Annotated in this window: 7 protein-coding genes; 4 read left to right on the forward strand and 3 right to left on the reverse strand. The window is 67.5% G+C overall.

Features of this window, described 5'->3' with window-relative positions; genetic code table 11:
- On the forward strand, nt 1-1,756 hold a 1,756-nt coding region (locus A5686_RS20830; protein WP_067938189.1), incomplete at its 5' end, for a molybdopterin dinucleotide binding domain-containing protein.
- On the opposite strand, the gene A5686_RS20835 is transcribed toward A5686_RS20830, so the two are convergent.
- Nucleotides 1,740-3,728, reverse strand: coding sequence for a M13 family metallopeptidase (locus A5686_RS20835; protein ID WP_067938193.1), 1,989 nt, complete (start codon nt 3,726-3,728; stop codon nt 1,740-1,742). The genes A5686_RS20830 and A5686_RS20835 overlap by 17 nt on opposite strands.
- 41 nt (nt 3,729-3,769) lie before the next feature.
- On the opposite strand from A5686_RS20835, the gene A5686_RS20840 reads away from it, so the two are divergent.
- Together A5686_RS20840 and A5686_RS20845 are read left to right on the forward strand one after the other, a co-directional pair.
- Nucleotides 3,770-4,432 (forward strand): hypothetical protein, encoded by a 663-nt coding sequence (locus A5686_RS20840; protein ID WP_067938195.1) that lies wholly within the window; start codon nt 3,770-3,772, stop codon nt 4,430-4,432.
- Between the two features lie 7 nt (nt 4,433-4,439).
- Nucleotides 4,440-5,123: a hypothetical protein gene (locus tag A5686_RS20845; RefSeq protein ID WP_067938197.1), complete on the forward strand. Its 684-nt coding sequence runs from the start codon at nt 4,440-4,442 to the stop codon at nt 5,121-5,123.
- 4 nt (nt 5,124-5,127) lie between these two features.
- On the opposite strand, the gene A5686_RS20850 is transcribed toward A5686_RS20845, so the two are convergent.
- Together A5686_RS20850 and A5686_RS20855 are read right to left on the reverse strand one after the other, a co-directional pair.
- Complete coding sequence (locus A5686_RS20850; RefSeq protein WP_067938199.1) at nt 5,128-5,652, reverse strand: hypothetical protein; 525 nt, start codon at nt 5,650-5,652, stop codon at nt 5,128-5,130.
- The gene (locus tag A5686_RS20855) at nt 5,649-8,684 is read right to left on the reverse strand and encodes an efflux RND transporter permease subunit (RefSeq protein ID WP_067938201.1); all 3,036 of its coding nucleotides are present in this window, start codon (nt 8,682-8,684) and stop codon (nt 5,649-5,651) included. Before A5686_RS20855 ends, A5686_RS20850 begins: the two co-directional genes overlap by 4 nt.
- Before the next feature lie 340 nt (nt 8,685-9,024).
- Here A5686_RS20855 and A5686_RS20860 point away from each other — a divergent pair, with 340 nt between their 5' ends.
- A complete protein-coding gene (locus A5686_RS20860) occupies nt 9,025-9,579 on the forward strand; it encodes a hemophore (protein ID WP_067938202.1) in 555 nt (184 codons plus the stop codon).
- Nucleotides 9,580-9,774 lie beyond the last annotated feature (195 nt).

Here is a 9,774-nt window from a genome sequence, read left to right on the forward strand (position 1 = left end):
GTTCGTCGGGAAGAACCCGTGGATGTCGCAGAGCTTCCCGCGAGCACGGGTGGTGCTCAACGAGATCGCCAAGGACCCCACCCGCTCGATGATCGTCATCGATCCGGTGGTGACCGATACGGCCAAGATGGCCGACTTCCACCTGCGGGTGCGACCCGGCACCGATGCATGGTGCCTGGCCGCCCTGGCGGCGATCCTCGTCCAGGAAAACCTGTGCAACGAAACATTTCTCAGCGAGCATGTGCGCGGCGCGGATGCCGTGCGCGACACGCTGCGCGAGGTTCCGGTGGCCGACTACGCTGAGCGGTGCGGAGTCGACCAGGAACTGCTGCGCACGGCGGCGCGGCGGATCGGCACAGCCGCCAGCGTCTCGGTGTTCGAAGACCTCGGCGTGCAGCAGGCACCCAACAGTACGTTGTGCTCCTATCTGAACAAGTTGCTCTGGATCCTCACCGGCAATTTCGCGAAAAGGGGTGGCCAGCACCTGCATTCGTCGTTCGCACCGCTGTTCGGCCAGTTCTCCGGTCGCACACCCGTTACCGGTGCCCCAATCATCTCCGGCCTGGTGCCCAGCAATGTGGTGCCCGAGGAAATCCTGACCGACCATCCAGACCGGTTCCGGGCGATGATCGTGGAAAGCAGCAATCCCGCGCACTCGCTGGCCAACTCAACCGCATGCCGGGAGGCCTTCGGCGCCCTGGAACTGATGGTGGTCATCGACGTCGCGATGACCGAGACCGCCAGGCTCGCACATTACGTGCTGCCCGCAGCGTCCCAATTCGAGAAACCGGAAGCCACCTTTTTCAACCTCGAATTCCCGCGCAACACCTTCCAGCTGCGCCGCCCGCTGATGGAGCCCCTGCCCGGAACCCTGGCCGAGCCCGAAATCTGGGCACGGTTGGTGGGTGCGCTCGGTGTGGTGGACGACGCGGATCTGCGGCCACTGCACGAAGCCGCGCGAAACGGCCGACGGGCCTACACCGAAGCGTTCCTCGGTGCCGCTGCGTCCAATCCCACTGTGGCGCAACTACTTCCGTATGTGCTCTACGAAACGCTCGGCCCGACCCTGCCGGATGGATTACGCGGCGCCGCCGCCCTGTGGGGCCTGGCCCAAAAGACCGCACTGAGCTATCCGGACGCGGTGCGCCGCGCCGGGCACACCGACGGCAACGCGCTGTTCGACGCGATCCTGGACAACCCGTCGGGGGTGACGTTCACCGTGCACGACTACGAGGACGACTTCGGACTGATCAGCCACCCCGACCACAGGATCGCGCTGGAAATTCCGTCCATGCTCGACGAACTCAAGGCGCTGTCCGGCACGCCACCACGGCTCACCACACCGGAATTCCCGATCGTGCTATCGGTGGGGGAGCGGCGCGCCTACACCGCGAATGACATCTTCCGCGATCCGACCTGGCGCAAACGCGACGCCGACGGCGCGCTGCGGATCAGCGTCGAGGATGCCCAGCTCCTCGGGCTCGTCGACGGATGCCGGGCGCGCATCAGCACTGCGGCCGGTAGCGCCGAGGCAACCGTCGAGATCACCGAGACGATGATGGCCGGTCATGCCGCCCTGCCCAATGGTTTCGGGCTCGATTACGTCGACGCCGACGGGCACACCGTCACTCCCGGTGTCGCGCCGAACGTGCTCACCTCGACCGAATGGCGCGACCCTTACGCCGGCACTCCGTGGCACAAGCACGTGCCCGCGCGGATCGAAGCCGCGCCGGTGAGTGTCAGTTCCAGATCTTGACCCGGCGCTCCGGTTCCAAAAACAGCGCACCGGCGTCGGCGCCGTCGAAGGCGTCGTAGAAGGCGTCGATGTTGCGCAGTACGCCGTTGCACCGGAACTCCGGCGGCGAATGCGGATCCACCGCCAGGCGCCGGATAGCCTCCGCGTCACGAGATTTGGTGCGCCACACCTGGGCCCAGCCGTAGAACACGCGCTGCACGCCGGTCAGGCCGTCGATCACCGGAGCGGGCTGACCGTTCAGCGACAACTGGTAGGCCAGCAGCGCGATCGACAAGCCACCCAGGTCGCCGATGTTCTCCCCGACGGTGAATGCGCCGTTGACGTGGTGGTCGCCGTCCAGACCTCGCGGCGTGTAGCCGTCATACTGTTCAATGAGAACTTTTGTGCGGGCGGCAAATTCGTTTCGGTCGGCGTCGGTCCACCAGTCGACCAGGTTGCCGTCACCGTCGTATTTGGCGCCCTGGTCGTCGAAGCCGTGCCCGATCTCGTGTCCGATCACCGCGCCGATTCCGCCGTAGTTGGCCGCGTCGTCGGCTTCGGGGTCGAAGAACGGCGGCTGCAAAATGGCTGCGGGGAAGACGATTTCGTTCATCCCCGGGTTGTAGTATGCGTTGACCGTCTGCGGCGTCATGAACCACTCGTCCTTGTCCACCGGCCCGCCGAGTTTGGCCAGCTCACGATCGTGGTTTACCGCGTACCCGCGCAGATAGTTGCCGTACAGGTCGTCGCGCTCGATGACCAGCGCGGAGTAGTCGCGCCACTTCGCGGGGTAGCCGACCTTGGCGGTGAACTTCTCCAGCTTGGCTAGCGCCCGCTCCCGGGTCTGCGGCGTCATCCAGTCCAGGTCGCTGATGCTCATCCGGTACGCGGCCCGCAGGTTGGCGACCAGCTCGTCGATGCGGGCCTTCGCCCCCGGGGGGAAATGCCGCTGCACATAAAGCTTTCCGACGGCGTCGCCCATCAGGTTCTCCACCAGCGACACCGCGCGCTTCCACCGCTCCCGGATCTGCTCGGTACCGGTCAGCAGCCGGCCGTAGAAGTCGAAGTCCGCGGCCACCAGCTCGTCGGTCAGCCAGGAGGCCCGAGCACGGATCAGCCGCCACCGCGCCCAACTCTTCCACACCTCGAGGTCCTCATTGCGCCACAGCTCGGCGAAGGTACGCAGGTAATCGGGTTGGCGCACGATCACTTCCGCAAGCGCCAGCGGGTCGGCGCCGAGTGCGGTGGCCCAGCCCACCCAGTCGAAGCCCACCGATTCGTCGCGAAGTTGGGCGAACGTGCGCAAGTTGTAGCTGAGATCGGCGTCGCGACGCTTGACCACATCCCAGTGCGCCTCGGCCAGCTTGGCCTCGAGCGCGACGATGCGTTCGGCGGTCTGGACGTGGTCGGCCGGGTCCCCGCCGAAAACCAGGCCGAACATCCGCGCGATGTGCGCGGGATAGGCCTCCAGCACCGCGAGGTGCCGCTCTTCGCGGTAGTAGGACTCGTCGGGCAGGCCGAGGCCGGACTGGGTGAAGTGCACCAGGTAGCGGGCCGAGTTCTTCGCATCGGTGTCCACGTACACCCCGACGCCGCCACCCGCACCCGTACGCTGCAGCGCGCCGATGGCCCGGGCCAGCGCGTCAGCGTCGGTGGCCTCGTCGATCGCGGACATCTCGTCGAGCAGTGGCCGCACGCCGCGGCGCTGCACGGTGTCCTCGTCGAGGAAGCTGGCGTACAGGTCACCGATGCGCTGCGCGTCGTCGGCGGCGGCGGCCGCACCCTGTTGGCTGGCCTCCGCGATCAGGTCGCGCACCTGCTCCTCGGCGCGGTCATACAGCTGGCGGAAGGCGCCGTCGGTCGCCCGGTCCGCCGGTATCTCGTATTCGGCCAGCCAGCGGCCGTTGACGTGACCGAACAGGTCGTCTTGGGGGCGGATGCTGTCGTCGACAAAGCTCAGGTCGATGCCCGAGCGGATGGCCGTATTCGTCACCCCGCCATCCTTCCATCTTTCCCGGGTGCAACGATCGGGCCATGTCCGACGGCGAGCGAACCGAGCCACCCGAAGAAGATCCCATTGACATCGAACGCGACGACGACGCCAACGACGTCGACGGACAAAAATCCGAAAGCGCCGAAATCCTTTCCCCGTACGGCGTCGCGTCAGCGGTTCTCGGTGTGCTGTCGGTGGCCGCGGTAGTGCTCGGTTTCATCATCTGGTCCGATCACCGCGACCAGGTTGCCGAACGCGGTTACCTGAGCCGCGCCATGCAGACCGCCGCGGAGTGGGCGAATGTGTTGATCAACATGAACAGCGGCAACGTCGACGCCAGCCTGCAGCGGCTGCACGACGGGACGGTCGGCGAACTCAACACCGACTTCGACGCCGCCGTGCAGCCCTACAAGGCCGTCGTGGAAAAGCTGCAGTCCAAGAGCGCCGGGCGCATCGACGCGGTGGCGATCGAAACCGTGCATCACGACCTGGACACCCAGCCGGCGGGCGCAAGGCCTCCAAGAGAGATAGTCACCACCAAGCTGCCGCCGTTCGCCAGTCGAACCGACTCCGTGATGGTGATCGCCACGTCGGTCAGCGAAAACGCCGGAGCCAAGCCGCAGACCGTGCACTGGAGCCTGCGGCTGGACGTCTCCGACGTGGACGGTAAGCAGATGATCTCCGGACTGGCGTCGATCAGGTGAAGATCCGATGAGAAACGTCTGGCGGCTGTTCGCGTTCGACATCGTGGCGCCGCTCGCCGCAATCGCGGCCCTGCTGGCCATCGGGCTGGTGCTCGGTTGGCCGCTGTGGTGGGTGTCAGCGTGCTCGGTGCTGATCCTGCTGATCGTCGAAGGCCTGGGGATCAATTTCTGGTTGCTGCGCCGGGATTCGGTCAGCCTCGGCACCGACGACGACGCACCCGGGTTGCGGTTGGCGGTTGTCCTGCTGTGCACGGCGGCGCTGGGCGCGGCCGTCGCGACCGGCTACACGCACTGGACGAGGGCGGACAACGACTTCACCAACGACTCGCACCACGTCGTTCAGATCGCCACCGGAATGGCGGAGGCGATGGCGTCGTTCAGCCCCACCGCCCCGACCGGATCCATCGACCGGGCCACGGCGATGATCGTCCCGGAGCACGCGGCCGCGTTCAAGGACCAGTACACCAAGTCCAGCGCCGAGCTGGCCCAGCACAACGTCTCCGCACAAGCCGCCACGGTGTCGGCCGGAGTAGAGGCGATCGGACCCTCGGCGGCCAGTGTGGCGGTGATCCTGCGGGTCACTCAGAACACCCCGGGCCAGCCGCCCAGTCAGGCCGCGCCAGCGCTGCGGGTGACGCTGACCAAGCGGGGGGGTGACTGGCTGGTCGCCGATGTGCTGCCGGTCAGGTAGCGGATCAGTTCGCTTCGGCTGACCGAGCGGACTTCGCCTTCGCGAACCGATCCGACAACCGCCGGATCCGGATCATCAGCGCGGCCGTCGGGCTGGTGCTGCCGTCGAGGTAGCCGTCCAGCTCCTCGGCCGTGACACCAATGCGGGACGCGAACTCCTGCGGGGCCAGACCCGAGCGCTCGATCAGGAGCCCAACGTGGCGCGCCACCTCGGCGCGCTCGTTGGCCTCGAGGTGGGTGCGGGCACGCTCGAGCACCTCCCACAGCGCCTTGGCGATGCCGTACGGCCGAGTGCCCTCGAGAACCTCCTCGACCTGGCGGGCGGTCCGCCCGTACGGGTCGCGCTTCAGTGCGCCGGCGATGCGCTTCCACGTCGCGATGTCGCCGCCCTGCAGCGCGGAACGGATGGCCGCGGTCGGCCAGAACTCCACCGGCTGATCGGGGTCCTGGAAGGAGCCGGATGATCCATTGCCCGGTTGACGCTGTCGCTGGGGCGGGGGTGCGGGGCGTCGGTCGGGTGCCAACGTCACTTCGCCTCCTCCAACATCGCGACGGCCACGGACATGCAGCGTTGCCTCACTTCTTCCCAGTCCGAGTCAGCGTCGGCTTCCGATCCCTGGTCTTCGGGGTAGTCGCAGGGGTTGGGATCTGCGAGTCGACGCACCAGCTGGGTGGCAACCCACTGCTGCCCAGACGATTTACAACAGTAATACCTGTCCATCCCGGCCAGCACCGCCGCGGCCGTCTCGGGCTCCAACGTATCGACCATGTCTGCAAAGTCGGCATAATCGCGCCGACTGTTACGGCACATGATCAGATAGCCCTTGAGCCGCAGTGCCTCCGCGCCCGTCGGGACCAACAACCGATCGCCGGTGGGCAGCTGCACGTTGGTGGTCTCCACCGGACTGCGCCGCTCGTATCTCGGCCCGTCGTCGACGGCTGCGTCGCTGTCGCTTTCCAATGCGTCGATCGCGACCGACAGGCGTCCCCGCCACAACGTCACCGGGTGTACGGGCCGGTCCATGATGGCCTTCGCGATGCCGTTGCGCGAGGTCAGGCCGTTGACCAACTTTTTGGCGGCCGGGGAGCCATTAGTGTTGCCGTTGGTGCCGGGCCTTTTCTCGGCGCCCACGCCGACGCTGACCTTCTCCTCGCTGAGGGCCACCTGGTGCGGGATCTGGCCGGGCCCCAGGCCGCGGGTCTGCTCCTCGTCCGGGCCCGAGGACGGCTGCGCGTTGCGGCCACAGCCGGTGAACGCCAGCGGATCTGCCACGCAGATGGCGTCGGGTGCCAAGTGTTTGAGCTTGGCGGCCGACTTGAGCACCATCCGCAGGTCGGCATTGGGGACCACCAGCCCCGAGATGTCGTCGGGGATGACGACGACATCGCCGAGGTCGACCTCGGGCAGCGGCCGGTCGAAGTCGACCGACGGCAGCACGCGGGACAGCCACGGCGGCAGCCACCAGTTCCACTGGGCGAACATCGCCATCAGCGCCGGCACCATCACCAGCCGCACCACGGTGGCGTCCACCGCGATCGCGACCGCGCACGCCACGCCGATCTCGGCCACCAGCGGCATCCCGGCGAACGCGAAGCCGACGAACACCGCGATCATGATCAGCGCCGCGCTGGTGATGGTGCGGGCGCTGGTGCTGACGCCATAGGCCACCGCATCGCGGGTGTTACCGGAATGCAGAAAACGCTCCCGGATGCGGGTGAGCAGGAAGATCTCGTAGTCCATCGACAGCCCGAACGTCATCGCGAGCACCAGCGGGGGAACGGTGCTGTCGATCGAGCTGATCTGGGCGAAGCCGAGGTCTTTCAGCCAGCCCCACTGGAACACCATCACCAGGCTGCCGTAGGCGGCGGCGACCGAGAGCAACGTCATCAGCACGCCCTTGAGCGCCAGGAAAACCGAATGAATGGAAAGCAACAGCATCACGAACGCGATCAGCGCGACGAAGCCCAGCACCAGCGGTTCGGTCGCGGACACCCGATCGTCGAAGTCCTTGATCAGAGCGGTCGGGCCCCCGACGTCGACGCGCGCGGTGCCCGCTTTGGGGACTTTGGGCAGCTGCGCGCGCATCCAGCCGACGGTCTCGCGGGCCTTCATGTCCTCGGGATCCACCGACAACACCGCGGATAGCAGCGCGCTGCCGTTGTCCTCGGCGAACTGCGGCGGCGACACCGAGACGATGTTGGGCGCCTGTGACATCCGCTGGCGGATCGCGCCGATGATGTGGCTGTGTTCGGGCGAGGCCGCGCCGCCGTCGGGGAAGTTGATCAACACGCGGACGGGGCCCAACGCGCCGGGACCGAGCGCCTGGGCCGCCGCGCCGACTCCGGCGCGGATCTCGTGCGACGAGTCGAACTGGCGCAGCAGGCTGTTGCCGAGCACCATCGATGACGCGGGCGCGGCCATCACGAGCAACACCAGCGACGCCCCGACCGCGGACATCCACGGGCGCCGCATCACCCAGCCGATCCAGCGGTTCCAGAACCGCGACTGCGTGCTCTCGGGCCGCCGCGACCAATGTAGGAAGCCCGACCGTTTGGCGGCCGCGCGTCCGAACGTCGCCAGCGCCGCCGGCGTCAGGGTCGTCGACGTCAGCATGGCCACCGCGACGGCCAGGATGGCACCGGTCGCCATGGACTTCAGCGCCGGGGTGTTGATCACGTAGATCCCGGTAAGCGAGGCGACCACGGTCATGCCGGACAGGACGACCGCCAGCCCGGAGGTGGCCATCGCGGCGTCCACGGCTTCGCGGGGCTGGCGCCCGGTCCGCAGTTCCTCCCGGAACCGCATCAAAATGAATAGTGAGTAGTCCACGGCGAGCGCGATCCCGAACATGGACACCGTCGAGGTCACAAACACCGACATGGTGGTGTAGGCGGACAGCAGATAGACCAGGCCCATCGTGACCACCACCGTGCAGATCCCCAAGGCCAGGGGGATGGCCGCGGCGGCCAGTGACCCGAACACCGCGAGCAGCACGATCAGAATGACCGGCAGGTTCCACTTCTCGGCGGCGGCGATGTCGTGTTTGGTGTTCGCCGCCGCGGCGGCGGACAGCGCCCCCTGCCCGATGACGTAGAGCCGCACGCGGCCATTCGCGGTCTGACCGGGTTGATCCCCCTTGATGCCGACTTTGGTGCGGAGTTGCTTGGCGATGTCGCTCGTGTTGCGGGAATCGAGCCGCACCGACAGCACATACGGGCGGTCCGGCTGCGGCGGCCGCTGCGTGGGATTGGGGATCTCCGCGGTGCCGGGGATGGCGGTGGCGATCTGTCGCAGCTGCGCGACGGCGTCGTTCATGTCCTGGTAGCTGGCGTCGGGCCGGGGCGCGGCCACCAGCGCCAGCGACGATCCGCCCTGGTCGTGGTACAGCTCTTCGAGCTGGTCGTGCACCGCCAGCGATTGCGATCCGGCGACGTCGAATCCACCGCCGGTGAGATTGCCCGACTGCGTCAGTGCCAGGTACACCGCCGGAACCAATGCCAGCAGCCAGCCTGTGAAGACCAACCAGCGGTACTTACGCAGGCTGCGGCTGAGGCGCATCATTAACTGCTGGATTTTGTCGCTCCCCGGTGCTCACGTAGCGCGTGCTGGCGACGATACCGCAGCCGGCTGTGGAATATGTGGGCTTATCTAGTTCCTGAGCTGCGGCGACGGGGTTGTTGCCAAGTCGTTGCCAACCGGTGACCAAGCGGGATTTCGGTCACATATCCCCTCGTGGGCTCTGTTCGAACTGGCAGCGGTGATATCGGCGGTGGCAGGATGTCGGATGGCCCGCAGGCCGCCCGGGAGATTCAGGGGACGCCTTCGCTTGTGGGGCCGTCTATCGCAGCTGTTTGCGAGGCGCCGACGCTGGCGGTCCGTTGCAGACCTTAAGGAGTTGTCCATGACGAGAACCACCGCTGGACGGGGTCGCAGAATTTTCACCGGGCTGATCGCCGCTACCGTGCCCGGCGCAGCCGTCGCGGTGCTCGCCGGCGCCCCGGCGACCGGCGCCAACGACCCGTGCGCGGCCAGTGAGGTCGCCCGCACCATCGGTTCGGTCTCCAAGTCGATGGGCGATTACCTGGACTCGCACCCGGAGACCAACCAGACGATGACCTCGATGCTGCAGCAGCAGGCGGGACCGCAGTCGGTGAACGGGTTGAAGTCCTACTTCGAGGCGAACCCGAAGGTCGCCGGCGACATGACCTCGATCGCCCAGCCGCTCACGAACCTGTCGATGCAGTGCAAGTTGCCGATCTCGATCCCACAGGCGCTGGGGCTGATGCAGCAGGCGCAGGGTGCGGCCGGTGGGCTGCCCGCGCTTCCCGGTAACCCCGCGGGCGCATCGCCGCTGGGAGGGGCCACCGGTGGCGCAGCGGCCGCCGCACCGCAGCCGGCACCACCGGCGGCGACCAATCCGCTGCCGGGTCCGTCGCGCGGCAACACCGTCGGCTAGGCCGAGGGTGGCGACCCGCTGCGCCCCGGCTTGGCCGTGCTTGCGATCGCCACTAAGCCCGACGGTGGCGACCCGCTGCGCCCGGCTACGCCGCGCTTGCGATCGCCACTAGGCCCGTCGGTGGCGACCCGCTGCGCCCGGCTACGCCGCGCTTGCGATCGCCACTAGGCCCGACGGTGGCGACCCGCTGCGCCC

It is taken from the genome of Mycobacterium sp. E2479, from assembly GCF_001667925.1.
In the GTDB taxonomy this organism is placed as follows: domain Bacteria; phylum Actinomycetota; class Actinomycetes; order Mycobacteriales; family Mycobacteriaceae; genus Mycobacterium.